At 47.9% G+C, this 17174-nt stretch carries 11 protein-coding genes; 7 read left to right on the plus strand and 4 right to left on the minus strand.

What is annotated here, in order from left to right; genetic code table 11:
* Positions 1-415 precede the first annotated feature (415 nt).
* On the plus strand, positions 416-1201 hold the full coding sequence (locus tag J3U88_RS22435; protein ID WP_207861227.1) for a hypothetical protein: 786 nt from the start codon (positions 416-418) through the stop codon (positions 1199-1201).
* Positions 1202-1346: 145 nt separating this feature from the next.
* The gene (locus tag J3U88_RS22440; RefSeq protein WP_207861228.1) at positions 1347-2120 is read left to right on the plus strand and encodes a cyclase family protein; all 774 of its coding nucleotides are present in this window, start codon (positions 1347-1349) and stop codon (positions 2118-2120) included.
* A gap of 284 nt (positions 2121-2404) precedes the next feature.
* Here the strand turns inward: J3U88_RS22440 and J3U88_RS22445 are convergent, their stop codons facing one another.
* The 4 genes from J3U88_RS22445 to J3U88_RS22460 all read right to left on the minus strand — a co-directional run bounded on the left by J3U88_RS22445 (position 2405) and on the right by J3U88_RS22460 (position 5149).
* A complete protein-coding gene (locus J3U88_RS22445) occupies positions 2405-3463 on the minus strand; it encodes a hypothetical protein (RefSeq protein ID WP_207861229.1) in 1059 nt (352 codons plus the stop codon).
* A 121-nt stretch (positions 3464-3584) separates the two neighbouring features.
* Entirely contained in the window at positions 3585-4064 is a 480-nt protein-coding gene (locus tag J3U88_RS22450) for a type III secretion system chaperone (protein ID WP_207861230.1), read from the minus strand.
* A gap of 88 nt (positions 4065-4152) precedes the next feature.
* Complete coding sequence (locus J3U88_RS22455; RefSeq protein WP_207861231.1) at positions 4153-4680, minus strand: GNAT family N-acetyltransferase; 528 nt, start codon at positions 4678-4680, stop codon at positions 4153-4155.
* Between the two features lie 46 nt (positions 4681-4726).
* The gene (locus tag J3U88_RS22460) at positions 4727-5149 is read right to left on the minus strand and encodes a type III secretion system chaperone family protein (RefSeq protein ID WP_207861232.1); all 423 of its coding nucleotides are present in this window, start codon (positions 5147-5149) and stop codon (positions 4727-4729) included.
* 867 nt (positions 5150-6016) lie between these two features.
* Here J3U88_RS22460 and J3U88_RS22465 point away from each other — a divergent pair.
* From J3U88_RS22465 to J3U88_RS22485, 5 genes are all read left to right on the plus strand, one after another.
* Positions 6017-9670: a serine/threonine-protein kinase gene (locus J3U88_RS22465; RefSeq protein ID WP_207861233.1), complete on the plus strand. Its 3654-nt coding sequence runs from the start codon at positions 6017-6019 to the stop codon at positions 9668-9670.
* 194 nt (positions 9671-9864) lie between these two features.
* Entirely contained in the window at positions 9865-10545 is a 681-nt protein-coding gene (locus J3U88_RS22470; protein ID WP_207861234.1) for a response regulator transcription factor, read from the plus strand.
* A 479-nt stretch (positions 10546-11024) separates the two neighbouring features.
* Entirely contained in the window at positions 11025-11840 is an 816-nt protein-coding gene (locus J3U88_RS22475; protein WP_207861235.1) for an ATP-binding protein, read from the plus strand.
* Positions 11841-12579: 739 nt separating this feature from the next.
* Entirely contained in the window at positions 12580-15534 is a 2955-nt protein-coding gene (locus J3U88_RS22480) for a hypothetical protein (RefSeq protein ID WP_207861236.1), read from the plus strand.
* 460 nt (positions 15535-15994) lie between these two features.
* Positions 15995-16855, plus strand: coding sequence for a hypothetical protein (locus J3U88_RS22485; protein WP_207861237.1), 861 nt, complete (start codon positions 15995-15997; stop codon positions 16853-16855).
* Positions 16856-17174: the final 319 nt, after the last annotated feature.

The following is a 17174-nucleotide window of genomic DNA, read 5'->3' on the forward strand; positions in this document are numbered from 1 at the left end:
AATTCGCTTATTCAATAAAAAGAAATAACAAATTCAAGCCTAAAATCAATTTCAAACGCCCTCACACTGGGCAAAGGAACCTTTTTTTACAGCTGCGAACTTTTTCTAAACGACCACCCACAAAGAAGCAAAGATCTTCGAACGATAATTCAGAAAGCAAATGAGCATAAAGTTCAATTATTTATAGCGGAAATCCTGGACAACGAAGAATGGAGTGATGTCACGGACTTAGATAAAGTTCAATTACCAGAACAAACCTTACTAACACTACTCGACGAAGAAGATAAATATTTCAACTAACTCAAAAAAACACAACAGCGACACAGCACCCCTTTACTCAACAATGTATTATTTACTGCCCAACCCAGCGACCTTAAAGCAACCAAACACCCCTTTTCAAATCAACGGAGGACTGATGCCGTTTCCCATGCCCCGTATTGCAAAATGCAAAGGAAGCGAACTCTCAAACCCACGGACATTACCGACTTCCAGCCCCGTATTTGGGCTAGTGAATTATCAGCAATTTGAAAACTACGAACTCCTCGAAACAGATACCGAATCGCCAAATCCCGTCTGGGAAACCCGAAATTGGTGGACGGAAGCAACTGTTGCAGCGTACCGGGAGGCAGCGCATCGCGCCGGCTCTTTGGCAAATTCAGACAAGAACCTAGATAAAGCCTCAAGCGAAGACTTTGCTTTCGCGTTTTTATTAGAGTTTGCCTTCAATAATGGGTTGCCCGTTCACATTACCAACGCCAATTGCCCTCAAGGTCTTAACAATGAAGATCATGACCGGATACTGGGCTTTTGCAGCTTCAAGAAAGAACTTTTGGCCTCAACCGACGCGGCCGACCTCGAGCTTCCAGTTAACACGCTCTATCGTTTCGGTGATGGGGCCCAGGCGAATGATTTGGACCGTCAAAGGAAGACACAACCTGGAGATCTCTTTCGCAGCAATGCCATGGGAACCAGGGCAAGTCACACCCAACTTGTGACGGGGGTCATCGAAAAAACGGCGCACATCTACGACGGCCCTTATTCAGAGGTGGTGAATATTGACGAAAAAGCGGGTGATGCCTTGACGCGCCAAAAAGCCAATGTATGCCTTTGGAATTTTGCACACTGGAACTACATGGCCTTTCAGATCCGCCGGCTGAGGAAAAAATGCCGTCAGTGCATCAGAAAGCCCTCGCTCTGGTAGGACCCCAAGCAAACAAACGGTGAAGCGTAATTGCGAAGAATACCCCATCGGCTCTTTTTGGGTTTACAATGCAGGAATCCTCTTCCCCATTCACCCCATCCACGGGTCCTCTCTACGAGCGGGCCGTTTGTTGCAGGAGCACACCATGCCTGTTTTGCTTTCCCTTTCCCTGATCTGCTTTTGGTCTGATTTTTCCGCCCTCGACAACGCCAAACTCGTCGACCTGACCCACGCCTTCTCCGAAAAAACACTGTACTGGCCCACCGCCAAAGGCTTCCAACTCAACGAGGACTTCAAAGGCACCACCGACAATGGCTTTTACTACGAGGCCAACAGCTTCTCCGCGGCCGAACACGGCGGCACCCACCTGGACGCGCCGATCCACTTCGCCGCCGATACCTGGACCTGCGACCAAATCCCCATTCAAAAATTGATGGGCACGGCCGTGGTCATCGACGTGCGCAAACAATGCAAGGGCAACCGCGATTACCAGGTTCAAATTGGTGATTTCAAAAATTGGGAAAAACAGCACGGCCAAATGCCCAAGGACGCCATCGTCCTGCTTCGTACCGGCAACGGCAAGCACTGGCCCGACGCGGAAAAGTACCTGGGCACCGCCGAACGCGGCCCTCAAGCCGTACCCAAACTCCACTTTCCCGGCCTGCATCCCGAGGCGGCCGCCTGGCTGGTGGCCGAGCGCCATATCGACGCGATCGGCCTCGACACGCCCAGCATCGACTACGGCCAATCCCAACTCTTCGAGACCCACCAAATCCTGTTTGCCGCCAACATCCCGGCTTTTGAAAACGTCGCCAACCTCGACCAACTCCCGCCCAAGGGGGCCTACATCATCGCCCTCCCCATGAAAATCCAAGCCGGCTCAGGCGGTCCGCTCCGCATCATCGCCCTGCTCCCGTAAACACGAATGCTAGATCCATCGGTGGGCAACGCCCCAATCGTTCGCTCTCTATTTGCCCGCGAACAGAGGGGGGTTAAGACCCAAAAAGCGCGAAAACCCGCGGTGACCCTAGCTAAACTTTTGAACCGCGACGGCCTGAAAAAATGCGCACCGCACCCTGTGGGTGCGGTCGTATGCGACCTCGGCTCGCTTTTTCAACCCTTTTTTCTTCAGACCCTTAGCAAAAACACCACGCTTTAATCACGCCTCCTGGGTAAGAAAGCCATGGAAAGGCGAAGGCCAATCTATTTTTGGGTTTTCTCCCACCCTAACGCTGTCGGCGAGTAAAAGGAGGCGTCACGAGCGGACGATCTGTGCAGAAAAGAAAGGGCATTTTCGAGGTTTTCAACCGCGCTCGAAACGAGCGGATCATCTAAGATGTTTTTAACGGGACTATCTTTTAAAAACTTTACGATCTGATGGTTACTGATGTGATCATTGAGCTTGTCGACACGGGAAAGTTCAAACGGACTCACACGAAGAAGCTCGGGAAGCATTTTTTTAAGAGACCCCAGGGCCTTCAGCACTTCTTTTCGCGATGCAGTTTCTTTGTGCCTGCTTTCCGGCACCCTTAGCATGGCCTTATCCGGTTGGGTTTTGGACGTTGGAACGGAAGCACTACGATACATATTGATGAATGTATTGATACGCTTTTTTGCTTTATGTATATCTTTTTCCGAATGCCCCGCGTGAGCACCGTCTTTATAACGCTTCATAAAATCAAGCGTAAACGCTACTTCAGTTTCATTCAAATTTTGGACATAATTACTACCTTTTTTCAGAACCTCCGACGCAGCATTTATTAACTTCTTTTGTTCGCCGAGGTGAATTTTAGGTAACAGTCCTTTCTGGTAGAAAAATTTGACTGGATCTGAATAACCCGGAATACCGTCTTTGGCATCGGCAAGATCTATACCCTCAAGAGACGATAAATTGTCAATATCCTTAAGCAAGCCTTCAACTTTTGACAGGTCTCTCACAAGCTGTTTTTCAATGTGTTTCAATTCTTTTCTCTGGAGATTGTCCAACGTATTCTTCAACACGCCTTTATTATATTTACTATTTGGATTTGAACCCTTTTTGGGAACAGATGCTGAGAAAATGTTTTCCTTATTTAGACTCGGCTTCTTATCCGGGTGCCCCTTCAAAGCAATCTGGTGTTGATACTTGGCACGGCCCAGAGCCTGAGACAAGGGCTTGGCACCCGAGATATCCCGACGATCGGCTGCATTTGTGTTTCGTTGCTCTTGAACAGGCTTTACCTGATTCAGTCTTTGACTTCCCAATATGATTTTTGGCTCCATTGACCAACCCTCCAATTTTTCTCGCGTTCAAATGAAAGAATTCGCTCTCAGAAGACCACATCACCTCTGCTTACGAACTGCTTTATAAGAAACTAGGTTTGAATCACATCTTTTCTCGTTGTTATGCGCGCAAACGAAGGAACTGTGCAAAACTCGTCTCGCGCTCGAAAAACGCATCTTCGTCTTCCGTGTAGCCATCCTCTTCATCTGGCATCATTTCCAACTTATCCTTCCAATCACTCCAGGCAGAACAAAGACCCGTAATTTTTGCTTGAAGAACAAAGGGGTCGGCCACTTCAATCGGCATATCAAACACAAGCATCACCATGTCCTCAAGGATGGCAAGACATGGCTGATCTCCCATTCGGTAGACATTGCTTTCCAGCATTTCCCGTTGAAAGGCAACCAGCCCCTTATCAGGTAAATTCCCAGGGGAACAAAAGAGATATACCCCCCTGCTTTCCTCATCATATTCAATGTTAATTTCAATTTCGCCATACAAGATGAAGCTGTAATAACCATTTTCATCCGCCTCAACCATTTCTATTTCCAACTGCTTGCAAAAGCGCTCAATCACAAGCAAAAAAGACTCCTGGGACATAACGAACCTCCTCTTCTTTTTTTGTCCTTTATTCACCAAGACCCTTTCCAATTACATAGCAAAGGCATGCATTCAAAATTTGTTCAAATCACGCCAAGTCTCGTTCATAGATTCGAAAAAACGGAGGGCGCCAACCTCGATACCGAAAACCCAGCTTTCGATATAATCGAACAGCAACTCGGTTTCGAGGGTCAACATCCAAAACAATCTGTTTCCTTTCGGGATAGAGCCGCGGAACCCATTGGATTAACTTCTGTAGCGCCATGCATCCAAAACCCTTCCCTTGATAGTTGTGATCAATTAAAAAGCCCCCAAAGTTCAATATTTCCGGTTGACCGGGGTAAAAGCTACAGGTGAAGGTACCGATAGCCTGTTCCTCGAAAAAAATAAGGTATATATCCCAAAGCCCCCCCTCTCGATTCCAATAACCTTGCTTTACAACATCAAAAACCTGGAAGGTGTGACGTTGTTGACCATCATGCACGTTAAGCTTTAGCCACGTAGAGAAACATGCAATATCAACCGGCACAAAACGCAAGTTACCTTTGCACGCCGAATGTGTTTCGACAGGTTGTTTCTCTTTTCCTGCTGTTAGCACATATTCCTTAAGAAACATTGACTTCTCCAACGTAAGATGATTTAGGTCTTAGCCATAAAAACTATCAAAATGAAGCGACTTGAAAATACATGTCTTTCTTTAACTGTGATTGAAGGTTCCAGGCTTTCTCAGAAAACCTTTTAAAGTGCAACCCAATGGATGCACGGTAAACCCAGCGTGTAGAAAGCGTCGAGTTAAGCACAAGATGATCATTGACCGGATCAACGCCAAGATACGCAACATGCCCAACTGGTTGCAGCGCGTTTAACACCAATGCTTCATAGAAATAATCCGCCTTGCCACGGCTAGGTATTTCGCAAACAAGGTATTGCATTTGCATGAAGCGACCATCCCCGACCAGGCTAACTGAAAAAGTCACACCCGTTTTCTGGCAGAAAACTATATCGCCTTGTTCATTGATTAAAAACCCTTGCACGTCACCTAGCCACTGTCGAAACAAGGGATTCAGCTTTCTTTGTCGCATCATCAGGACCTCCTAGCAGCATCAGTCGAAGAGCCTTTGCTTAATGGCATGTAAAACAAAAAAAACCATTAGATGATCATTTCCAGCAAGAGACATCTCAACGCCAAAAGCTTTACAGATCACGTTCTTGTGACTCATTTACTTCTCTAAAGATACACGCCCTGCTCAAATAAGGTTGTTTCAAATTCTCAACAAAACTGTAAGAAAATGTCAGCTCAAAAAATGAAGAACCCAATGCGCCTCGCCAGAAGGCGGGGTCGTTGATCCTTCCCCAGGCTCCTACAAAAGGTGCCCTCCAACATACAACCTTTGAGACAAACACCCACACAAATGAGACAGCGTTCGGCCTTCTCCCTGAGAGGTGCGATTCGAGCGAGGAGTTTTTCAAAAATCTAGAACAAAATGGATTGGAAGAAACGGATCAGCGTCATACGGGACGCGCACCTTTTGGGTGTGGTGAGCATTTTTACGGGCCGTGTCATCCCAGAGTTTTCGCGAAAATCACCGCGCGTTATCGCGCTTCCTAGGATCTAACCTCAACCACCTCTTCCAAAACTACGCATCCACCTGGAACAAGTGTATTTTCAAGCAACACTATGAAGACAAAAAAGAAACAGGTTAACCACCACAAAGACATATGGGTCGTTTGCCGACATCTTCACTTTTCCTTTACAGGCACCTTTAAAGGAAATATCCTAGCCTCACCCTTTTCCACACTCGCCACCCACCGTACTCAGGATTTGAGGGCGAAAAAAACATCCGAAGGCTATTTCGCCGCGCCCCATTTTGGAAAGGAAGCATCGCTACCCGGCCGGCACCAATACCTCTTAAACCAACACCACCAGACCATCTCACGCCAGGGGGTATTCGATGCACCAAGGCCCAGACACTTCTTCCTCCGTCGGTGCCACGATTGCGACTCATTTGGATAGGGTACTAAGTTTCAAGGATCGCCCATCGTTAAACACACCTTCCGGTGAGGTATTGCTCCAACAAAGTGACGCCCATTTGGGTGCGACCCTCCGAGAATGGTTAAAGCAAAAACAGGATCAGGAACATGAGTTCGAGAGGCCGGACGCCTCCCTCGCGACAAATCCCCCTTTATCCGCCGGCGAAGAACAAGCGCCGACGAATCCTCCAGCCGATTCAATCTTGCCCGGGGAGCGTTGTGGCCCTTTCAAAATCGAAAAGCGCCTTGGAAAGGGCGGCATGGGTACCGTATTCCTGGCGAGCCGTCTTGATGATTTGGATTTAAAGGTTGCCCTAAAAACGTTATCGAGGTGGGATCCGCGCATGCAAATCCTCCTCCAGCGAGAATGTAAAATATTATCGGGATTGAACCATACAAATATTGCGCACTTGATTGATGCCGGTGTTTTACCAACCGGTCAACCCTGGCTCGCCATGGAGTATATCGCCGGTACGACGCTCGATGTCTTCTTAGAGAGCCACCCACTCAACCTTGAAAAACGTTTAGAACTATTCCTTAAAATTTGTGACGCCTTGGGTCATGCTCATGCCCAAATGGTCATTCACCGCGACTTAAAACCAAAAAACATCATGATCAAACCCAACGGTGAACCTAAATTACTGGATTTCGGTATTGCCCGCATGCTCGATCCCGAAACTCAGGCGCAGCAAACCATGACCGCGCTTTCGGATCAAATCATGACGCCAGAATACGCCTCCCCCGAACAAATTCGCGGAGAACGCCTCAACGCATCCACCGATGTTTACAGCGCGGGGGTCCTTCTCTACGAATTATTAACCGGGACACGCCCCTACCAATTTAAAAGCCATGACTTCTTTACCATCCTTCAAACCGTCCAAGAGCATCCACTGACGCGGCCCAGCTCCCACGCCCAAGCAGGGGGAACCATCTATAAAGAAATGGCCCGCCACCTCAAAGGGGATCTCGATACCATCGTCTTGAAGGCCCTGGCTTTTGCACCCAAGGATCGTTACCCAACCATCGCGGCGCTTGCCCACGACATTCAGCTCTACCAACGGGGCATGCCCATTGAAGCCAGACCGGCGACGCGATCCTATCGCCTGCGAAAATTTGTTGCGCGACATCAAGGGCCGGTGGTGCTGGGCGCCGGCAGCCTAATTTTTCTTTTGCTCTTTTCCATCTATGCATCCATCCAACAGACCCGACTTACCCGAGAAAGAGATTTGGCGACCAAGGAGCAACGCACCACCGCTCAAGTCACCCAGTTCTTGGTATCCCTTTTCGACCAAGCAGATCCCCATTTGAGCCTCCGAAACGATCTTTCCGCTTATGACCTTCTTGAACGCGGTCGGCTTCAAGTATCTCAAACCCTGCAGGACGAACCGGAAATCAACAATCGGCTCCTCGCAACCCTGGGCCGTGTTTACCGAGGAATGGGTCATGTGGATCAATCCAAATCATTACTTACCCAAGCGCTGGAAAACCACAAAACTCAAGGGACGACCCCCTACGAACTGGAACTCGAACTTTTTGAGACCCTATTGATGAACAGCGATTTTGACGAGGCAGAGGCACGCCTTGATACGCTCAAAAAAGAGAACCAGCAGGATAATCGCCGCAAGGCCCGCCTAGAGCATGCGTACGGAAGGCTGTGTCTGAAGACGGGTCGGTTTATGGCAGCTCAAAACGCACTGGCATCTGCCGAACTTCTTCACCATCACCTTCCCCAAGACGAAGGGCTTATGTTGCGGCGCGACCAAGGCAACCTGCAGGCTGCCATGAGCGACTACAATTCAAGTATTCAAACGCAAAAGAAGCTTTTGACTCGCGAAAAGCGTTACTTTGGCAAAGATCACATTCGTGTAGCTGATAGCCAGACCACTCTGGCACTCACTTATATGAAGAAAGGAGACTATGAGGAAGCAGATGCTTGCCTGCAACAAGCGGAGAAAATTTACCTTAGGGCATTCGGAAAGAACCACCTTTCGTGGGCAAGTCTTTTACATAGTCGCGCTAAGTTGTATCGACATCAAGGCAAATACACCCAAGCCAAAACGTACTTAGATGAAGCGCTCTCCATTGCGCGTAACCAGCGTGGGGAAAACAGTCTCATGGAAGCTGAAATTCTCACAACACTAGGTCTTAACTATTACAACAACGGCACTTACCAGCGTGCCGAACAGACAACACGAAAGGCGATTCAGATTATGCAGTTTCTTTTTGGAAAGGAACACATCAAAGTCGCTAATAATTTAATAAACCTTGCACTTATTCATCAAGCACAAGGTGCCCACCAAGAAGCAAAAATTCTATTAAGAGAAACTTTAGAAATTTACAGAAAAAAACAGCTCAACAATCATCCGGTGTTTGGTAAGGCGCTCAACAACCTGGCCATTCATCACGCCAGACAGGGCGACTTAGAGCAAGCGGAAGTCCTTTTCCTCAGAACGCTCGCGTTCCGCACCGAAACATTGGGCGAAACGCATCCTTCCATCGCGGACGCACTCGGCAACCTAGGCGCCTTTTATTCAGGCCAGAGAAACTTTAAGAAATCAAAGGCATACCACATGCGCAGCCTTTCCCAACGAGAGCAATTGTTTGGCCGGGATCATCCTGATGTTGCCATGACCTTCTATAATTTAGCGATTTTATCTGAACGAGAAAATCGCCTCGACGATGCTGTTGCACGGTATGAAGAAGTGGTTGCCATTTATGAAAGGCTCCAGAACGAAGCTCATTTAACCTCGCGTTTGGCAAAAAGAAATCTCGCATTAATTCAGATTACCATGGGCGATTTTGAGACAGCGGAGCGACAACTAAATCGTATCTTGTCTTGGGCTCATGAAAAAGAAGGACCTAAAAGTTTTCATTATATGGAAGTGAAGGGTGGTGTTGGACTTTTAAATCTACAAAGAGGCCGCCTAGATGAAGCGGAATCACATTACCTAGAGGCTCTCACGATTGCACAATCTTTGTTTAAAAGACCTCATAATAGCATTACCCACTTCCACTTCGCACTCCTCGATGTTTTTTTAGCACAAGACCAATTGGACAAAGCCACACAAATCATTCAAATAATCGAACAAGACCTCGCCACCCTCCAACAGGAAAACCTGGCCGAACGGCTCGCATACCAACAGGCAACACTCCAGCAAAAAACCGGCAACAAGGAAGCCGCCTACCAGGCCTTAAAAGCGATCTGGGAAGTCTCCCCTCGGCCTCCATGGCGGGATCACTACCTTGAAGTCGGAGTCCTCCTTAACCTGGCTGATTTAGAAAGCGACCTCGGAACGCCAAACCAGGCGCTCTCCTTACTGGAGAAGGCGCGCGTTCGCTTGGAAATCCGCCTACCACCCAGCCATCATGTATTCCAACAACTCCAATCAATTAAGGGCAAAGCACTCGCACGTAAAAACGATGCCTCTGCCAGGAGGGTCCTCCAATCGGCCCACCAAGAATTGGCGCAAAAACTCGGCAAGGACCATCCTTACACGGAACAAGCCAAATTACGCCTCGCTACCTTGCCCGTTTCCCAAACCCGAATACCGACGGCCAAAGGACGCCGCCCCTGACAATTCTTATACAATTTGGCCGGCTCGGTTTTGGTATGGTTTTCTCCATCAAGGGATTTTTCGTGACAAACCAAAACGGAGACATCTCGCGTTTTGACTCGGTAACGTCTGGAACAAGCCGGAATGTCGCCAACCCCAACCCGCATCGCCGTCACCGGTAAAAGGACGAAACGACATAGGAAGGAATGGTCAAGATGCCCCACATTCTACTCGTTGAAGATGACATGCTGATGGCGGACCTCCTGGTGCAGTTTCTGGAATCTGAAGGGTTCACCGTTGACCATGCGCCCGACGGACCGAAGGGCGTGGAAAAAATCCTGGCGCGCCAACCCGATCTCGTGATTTTAGATTTGATGATGCCGGGTCTTAATGGATTACAAGTATGCAAACAGGTTCGCCCCCAATACCCAGGACCGATCATCATGCTCACCGCGGTAGACGAGGATTTAACCGAGGTCACCGCACTTAACACGGGCATCGATGACTTCATTACAAAACCCTTTCGCTCCAGCGTGTTGCTCGCGCGCATGGGATCGTTGCTACGCCGAGCGGGTCGATCCATGGACGCGCCTGAGGAACTCCGCGTACAAAACCTGACGATCAACGCACAGACACGCACGGTTTCCCTATCCGACCAACCGCTGCCTATTTCGGACACCGAATTCGAGCTCCTTTGGTTTTTGATGGAACACGCGGGCAAGGTTCTCAACCGAGACATGATCTACAAGGCGATCAAGGGAATCGACTATGACGGCCTGGATCGTTCGATCGACATGCGCATTTCTTGCCTCCGCAAAAAGCTCAAAAAAGAAGCACCGGACCGAACCTACATCAAAACCGTGTGGGGACGCGGCTATTTGGTCGTCCCTAATTAACAAAAGGATGGGACACCATGCGTATCGGGCGATTCACCTTCATCGCAGCTTATTGGATCACCTGCGGCTTGGGCATGTACGGAACGAGGTTGCTGCTTCACCATCAAACAGAAACCACCCACGATGCATACGTCACCTTACTGGCGCACAGTCTCGCTGCCTCTTTCCCGAACTTCACCCCTGGCACGGCTCCCGCACGATCTGACGAATTCTGGCAGGTGACACACCTTGAGGCGCACGAGGTGGACCTCGACGCGGGGGCGCAGGAAGCGCTTCGCGAACAAGGCCGCTTGACACGGATCGAGTGGTCATTCTTTCTCCCAAGAATTCAGTCGATTCTTTACCTTTCTGATCAAAATTCTTATTTAGGCATCACAAGAGCCCCCTCAGAAAGAAACAAACTAACGATGGTTTTTTACGGATGGATCCTTGGCGCATGGTTCCTTTTCACCCTGTTGTCCCTGCTGGAGAAGTCGTTCATGAAGGTACTGAAACAATTAATCGATGCCGCGGAGCGAATGTGCAAAGGCGACTTCACGGTCCGTGCGCGTGAGACCGGCCCCGATCCCCTGATGCGCCTGGGCAACAGCCTCAATCGGCTCTCGGACGAAATGGTTCGCATGCAAGAGGAACAGAAAGTCATTACCCATGCACTGAACCATGAGATTCGGACCCCGCTGGCCCGGCTCCGTTTGGCCATGGATATGATGCAAAGCCCAGGAAGCGGAAAAACAAGCGCGGCCCTGTTACAAAAAATGGATCGAGACATTGACGAAATGGAAATGCTCGCGAAGGAAATGCTGCAATGGGCGCGGTTAACCCATCGCCAGGAACAAGTGAACATGGGACCCATCGCCTTGGGAAGGATGGTGCATGAGCTGATTGGGGATTTATCGGAATTGAACCCCCACGTGTCTATCATCCCGACCGTTCCCTCGGCGTTCTTCTGCACCGGCAACCTACCCCTTCTTCGCCAAGCGCTCATCAACACCATTCGAAACGCCCAAAAATACGCAAATACGGAGATACACATCGGGTTGGAAACAAACGAAACCACGGTTTCCCTGATTATCGACGACGACGGGCCAGGCATCCCTAAAAAAGATCGCGAACGCATTTTTATCCCATTTAAATGCCTGGACGAGAGCCGCTCCCGCCAAACCGGCGGCGTGGGTTTGGGCATGGCCATCGTTCATCAAATCATGATTGCCCATGGTGGCTTTGCTAGGGCGGACCGCTCCCCACTTGGTGGCGCAAGAATCCACCTGAGCTGGGAAAAGGGGCCTTTGGCATAGCCAGATTTGCCCGGTCACGAACTGAGGCATTCATCACACCGGTTGCTCATCGTGCTTTAACCTAAGAAACGCGATAAGTGGCGGTGGTTTTAGCCAAACCTGGGCTGCAACGGCCTGTAAAAATGCTCACCGCACCCAATGGGTGCCTTCGTGGGCGACCTCGGCTCGCTTTTTTCAAACCATTTCGCTCCAGATCTTTCGCCAAACCCCTCTCTCTTATCGCGCCTCTCAGGTTTCATAGCAGGGATTGATAAGAAAGTCCGGCCACCTTATGAGGGCGTTAACAAAACCCCAGAGCCATCGACACGACCCCACGTGAATTCGCTCAAGCGCTTGTGTTTTGCCGTCAAGGCAGATTGAGAAGGGCCGGGGACCTGATCAACGACCCACAATTAAAAGAGACCAACCATGGGGAAGGTTTCTTAACCCCCGTTGCAAGGAGGACACGGCTTGCGAAGATCTGCATTCGCAGCGGCCTGGACATGCGGCGTGCGTCCTTGTCCCATTGCTCGCGTCTCACAGCAATTGAAAAAACCGATCTGAAACACCGGGAGCGCTTCGGGCCCCTGAGCACCTGAACCAAGAAGCCGCATCAGGTAAAAACATAATCTCACTAGCGGGCTTACAAATATTGACAATTTCAGCACAAATTAAAACATATCCTCCATTATCTCTCCACAAAAAAGCACCATATTTATAGCAGAGAAGGAAATAGTTTCATCACAATAGGAGAACAGACATGAACCTTGGTGCAATTCCCAAAACAGCCCAAAACCTCGTTAAGAAATCAGCAGAGCAAGCTAAAAAATCCAAAAATGCTACCGACACAACGTCTAACACCCAAAAACAAAACACCAAACTGGCAAAAGCCAGACATAAAAAAAGTCACGTCGCCCATGCGGCATCAAAACATACAACCCAAAGCGAATCTGGAAAAAGTGATATGGCAACAAAGGCTACTTCGAAACAACGAAAACCGACATTAAAATCACACCAAGATGCACATCATCAAGCAGAACCAAAGAACCAATCGGAGCATAAAAAACCTAGAACCGGCAATAAGAAAAAACACACCCCACCGAAACAAACTAAAAGGAAACACCTTCATTCACCTCAACCCCAGCCATACAGGGCGGCATCATTTGGGCCGGACAAAACGACATCCCCAGGTCGGGCGGCAAAAAGCATCGGTGAATCCTTTGGTAAAGAAGCACAACAGAACTTTGAGAATTCTGAGTTCTATAAAAAGCACATAAAAGCCAACAAACCCTTGACCAACAGCGAACTTCTTAGTCTTTTAAACATCTACGACTCGACCGCAAAACTACTCAAAGAAGGTAAAATCCCCAAAGATGCCAAGATTGTTGACGCTACCATGCCGCACTCGTATGACATCAATAATCCAGAAGACATAAGAACGATCTGTTGCAACCTTGAACATTATTTGCAGAGCAATACCAATAGTGGGTTAAACCTAGGCTCTGTTTTCGATGAATATGATCGTCTTAAGATTTCAAACCAAGACGAGGCCAAAACGCGACTCTACCAAAAAATCATCAGCAAGCTAGGAGAGAAAAACGGGATTTTACAAGGCAACAAGAATCAGTCTATTCGTGACACGATGCATGGCCTGACCATTCATCTTGGCATTGGCCTTCGGAAGAGTCTCCACAATACCCTTCGAATGGATTTCCAAAAAAAGTTTACAGAACTGGAATCAGCAGGATTCAAAAAAGAAACCTCTGGAAGCATAAAGGTAGGCGCCGAAGCAAGCGCGGCAAAACTCCAAGCGCTTGGTGCCAAATTGGAATCCGGGTTTTCACTAACCCTCGCAACGGAAGACAGTGGCCAGATTAGCGATACGAAAAAAGGGACCATTGGTTTGACCGTAAAAATCGGTGATGAAAAGATTGCCTCCCTTTCTTTAGGGCTTTCTGGAAGCGTGGAAACAGGCAAGGTATTTAGCAAATATGGCGATTATATTGAAGACAAGGTTCTAGAAGCCTTCGATCATCGCTTCGGCAAAGACCAATACAACGATATGTTAAAAAGTTTTAATTCTCTCCAAAAGCACCTCATCATGAATAAAATCTTTTCCACTTCCGATCAACTTATTATTCCTGAGACGGAAGAAAAGAAGGGTCATCATATGCATGCCCTTGAAGTGAAGGAATCATTAAAGGCAGAGGTTGCCAAATACGTTCTAGACATCAGCATCACCGCGGATGTGGCGACAACCAGCTACACGGTCTCAAAAAAGATGCCCATGCTCGAAGCGCTCAAAAAAAACCCAAAGATCTTTGAGAACTTTAAATCAAAAACCAAAATCCCGCAAGGCACCTCGGTTCTCAAAAGTGAAAAGTCAGGCGTTTTTCTAAAGAATCTTGATCAACAGCTAAAAACAGGAAAAGAAGCAGATCGCGTCGAGGTACAAAAGAAGTCCTATGAAGCGATCAAAGACCTTAAAATCGATTTCGACAATTTTTGTAAGTGCCACAGAGGTCGCAAATCAGACGAAAAAATGAGTGATGCCGTTCAAGAATTTAAGAACAAGTACGATGTCCACAGCAGCCAGGGTTTTCTTGAGTCGGTGATTGTCACCTTTAGTCAATTAAATGCCATCCACGAAGCAGCTCTTCCTGATTCACACAAAAACAGCATGTCGGACAAAGGTCACCTTTACGAAATCAAAGAGTTCGAAAAAAGCCTAAACCACCCAAAAATCACAGAAAAACATGTCTCTCGGATATTCAAGCAACTAATCAAAGGAGATAAGCTAGAAGCTAGCCTCGAATTTGAAGCCAAGCTTGATGATTACGCGTCATTAGGGGGCAAGATTACGTACAACAATACCCGTAATGCATTTAAATCGGATGACAACGGCGAAAGTATTTCGGTGGACATGAACCTAAAGGGTGGCAAAATCGCAAGTGGTCTTTTGAGTTTGGCAAAAGGGAACATCAATAAGTTCCGTTTTTTTGATCAGATTCCTCAGTTAAAAAAAGCTGACTTTAAGAAGAACTTCAAGGATACTGTTGCCACAGTCATCGGGGGCTTCAAAGAGCTCGACTTCTTAAAAAAAGAAACCGATCTAAAATTAACCTTTAATTTTGGCAAATCCGAGAACGATTACCTTTTAGAGTACATGCGTTTTTCGAGCACAAGTGGCACTGGGTTCGAAAGCCCAGAGTTGACCATCCCCACGCCTTCCGGTGCATCAGCCTCCGTACAATTGGCAGCGAAACATGAGAAAACCATCGCGCATTTCGAGATCCTTGGATCCGAAACCTTAGGTTATATCCAAACCAAGTTCAATATCATGAAAGAGAACAACCCTAATAACCTCAACAAGACCTGGCAAGACTTCACTGTAGAACACAAGAAAGAATTCGACGAAGTTTTCAAAAATCTTACCAACTCAAACTCACCGATCTATACTGAAGTCAATCAAGCAGATCATTTTGATGACTTACAAAAAGCCAAACTCAGGAAAGCCATGAAGGCCTATAGTGAGAACCAGGATCCACAAGCATCTTCAGCCTTGTTTAAAGATGCCGGAACGGAGCTGTTTTCCTATTTAGATTCTTATCACAGCAATGTCCATTCAAAAGAAGATAGCTTCAAGATGAAAGTTACTGAAAATTCCTTCTTAGGAAAAACCAAAGAAAAACTCCTTCACAGCCTCGAAAAATAGCCCCTATTAAGAAGGCGCCGACCTATAGACGCACGACAAGCGCGAAGGATTTTTGCTAGAAATCTGGAGCAAAATGGTTTGCAAAAGCGAACCGGGGTCGCGCACGGACGAACCCACTGGGTGCGGTGAGCATTTTTACAGGCCGTTGCAGCCCAGAGGTTTAGCCAAAGTCACCGCGAGTTATCGCGCTTCTTAGTTTAAAAGGCGGTCGGAGCCTCTTTTTCGAACCGGGTGGTGCATGGGTTTCACCCGGCTTTCTAACTTCCGGCGACAACCCCTTTACCAACACACCATCCAAACAAGGTATCTTTCGGATACCGCTTTATTTAGTCCTTTAATGATATTTCCCTTTCGACCTTTTCCATTAAGGTTGCGATAGGGCGGTTTCCATTTCATATCGAATCATTGCTACAAAACAAATCACAGGTTTCACTAAAAACACTAAAAAAGGAGATGATCAATGGAACCAAAACTCCCTCATGTTCGCCCCAATGCTTCTCAGCAAAGGTTACAGGTAGGAAATGAACCAGACGGCCGGAGCACCCAACCCCCTCCTAACGCCCAACCTTCTGGCGTCAGTAAAGCTTTGAGCCAAGTCAGGCAACGTAGAAAGTTGCCGGTAACGAATCAGCCATCCCAAGCGTGGCAACACGGCCACACGAGAACAACAGGCGGAAATACAACGAGCCGCCGGGAAGTGCTTGATCGAACAACACTCTTACTTAGTGAGAGCGCAGACCAAAGCACCGGAATACCTACCTTTAATCAACCCATGAGAAGAGAAACAACTAAGCTTTCACAGGATTTGGTTAATCATATAAACAATCTCGCCAACGAAAAAGGAATTCATAAATTCATCGAGACAAAAACTAATGAAATACTCAGTCATTCAAAGGATTTCCAAAACCTAAACACACTTCTCGAAGCACACGATCAACTCAAAGCGGGGAATGATGTCGATCTAAAAGCTATTAAGAAAAACGTCTCCAAAAAGGACCGAAAGAAGTTCCGTAAACTCCGAAAGAAACCTCCGGCCCAGAGAAAGCAAGCACTTGAAACAATCATCAGTAAAAACAAATCCAAACTTACTCCTGAAGTTCATGACTATCGAAGGAAATTGACCAAAGAGGTTGCATCAAAACTCACAAACCAGTCACCTAAAGAACAGAAAGATCTTCGCGAGCACACCCAAAGCGCAAAAATCGAAGTGGTCGGCAAAATTATCTCACCCAAGCAACATGGCATCGTCATCAGTTCGGCTCGCGTCACAGCGAGAATGGGCGAACACTTTAACCGTCTCTTAAAGCGGCCCGCCCAATAAGTACATTTCGTAGGCATCAGGAATTCCTCTGAGCTGCTGTGAATCCATCGAGAACGGGTTCCTGGTCCCGCGAAGCTGCTCCTGAACCATGGAACCTAGAGAAGCGCGATAACTCGCGGAGATTTGAGCGAAACCTCAGGGCTGCAACGGCCGGCAAGAAGGCTCAACGCACCCAGTGGGTGCGTTCGTGCGCCACCTCGGCCCGTTAATTTCAAGCCTTTTTTTCCAGATTTTGGCGAAAATCTCTCACGCTTATCGCGCCTCTTAGCCACGAGGAGCCCCACCGAACCATTCGGGTACCCAAAACAACCCAATGCGT

Source organism: Acanthopleuribacter pedis (assembly GCF_017377855.1).
In the GTDB taxonomy this organism is placed as follows: domain Bacteria; phylum Acidobacteriota; class Holophagae; order Acanthopleuribacterales; family Acanthopleuribacteraceae; genus Acanthopleuribacter; species Acanthopleuribacter pedis.

Excerpts from the sequence above, each read along its gene's own strand:
- J3U88_RS22435 (WP_207861227.1), top strand. The coding sequence starts at position 416 with ATGCCGTTTCCCATGCCCCGTATTGCAAAATGCAAAGGAAGCGAACTC.
- J3U88_RS22450 (WP_207861230.1), bottom strand. The coding sequence starts at position 4,064 with ATGTCCCAGGAGTCTTTTTTGCTTGTGATTGAGCGCTTTTGCAAGCAG.
- J3U88_RS22460 (WP_207861232.1), bottom strand. The coding sequence starts at position 5,149 with ATGATGCGACAAAGAAAGCTGAATCCCTTGTTTCGACAGTGGCTAGGT.
- J3U88_RS22440 (WP_207861228.1), top strand. The coding sequence starts at position 1,347 with ATGCCTGTTTTGCTTTCCCTTTCCCTGATCTGCTTTTGGTCTGATTTT.
- J3U88_RS22485 (WP_207861237.1), top strand. The coding sequence starts at position 15,995 with ATGGAACCAAAACTCCCTCATGTTCGCCCCAATGCTTCTCAGCAAAGG.
- J3U88_RS22480 (WP_207861236.1), top strand. The coding sequence starts at position 12,580 with ATGAACCTTGGTGCAATTCCCAAAACAGCCCAAAACCTCGTTAAGAAA.
- J3U88_RS22465 (WP_207861233.1), top strand. The coding sequence starts at position 6,017 with ATGCACCAAGGCCCAGACACTTCTTCCTCCGTCGGTGCCACGATTGCG.
- J3U88_RS22470 (WP_207861234.1), top strand. The coding sequence starts at position 9,865 with ATGCCCCACATTCTACTCGTTGAAGATGACATGCTGATGGCGGACCTC.
- J3U88_RS22445 (WP_207861229.1), bottom strand. The coding sequence starts at position 3,463 with ATGGAGCCAAAAATCATATTGGGAAGTCAAAGACTGAATCAGGTAAAG.
- J3U88_RS22475 (WP_207861235.1), top strand. The coding sequence starts at position 11,025 with ATGAAGGTACTGAAACAATTAATCGATGCCGCGGAGCGAATGTGCAAA.
- J3U88_RS22455 (WP_207861231.1), bottom strand. The coding sequence starts at position 4,680 with ATGTTTCTTAAGGAATATGTGCTAACAGCAGGAAAAGAGAAACAACCT.